The following is a 255-nucleotide window of genomic DNA, read 5'->3' on the forward strand; positions in this document are numbered from 1 at the left end:
TGAGGAAGTTCGAAACCTTCGGCTTCGAACTAAGCTTTCACGTAATACTCGTGAAGGACCTCGTATAAGTAAAAGCTTATAACATGAGAGTTTGATCCTGGCTCAGGATGAACGCTGGCGGCGTGCCTAACACATGCAAGTCGAACGAGGTAAATAAGATGAAGTTTTCGGATGAATTCTTATTTACCGAGTGGCGGACGGGTGAGTAACGCGTGGGTAACCTGCCTCATACAGGGGGATAACGGTTAGAAATGA

The 255-nt window shown here is 46.3% G+C and carries 1 rRNA gene; it reads left to right on the forward strand.

Features of this window, described 5'->3' with window-relative positions:
- Window positions 1-79: 79 nt before the first annotated feature.
- Window positions 80-255: ribosomal RNA gene (locus GPK83_RS15855) — 16S ribosomal RNA — on the forward strand; the annotation flags it as partial.

It is taken from the genome of Clostridium sp. MCC328, from assembly GCF_018785465.1.
GTDB classification, from domain to species: Bacteria; Bacillota; Clostridia; order Lachnospirales; family Lachnospiraceae; genus Pilosibacter; species Pilosibacter fragilis.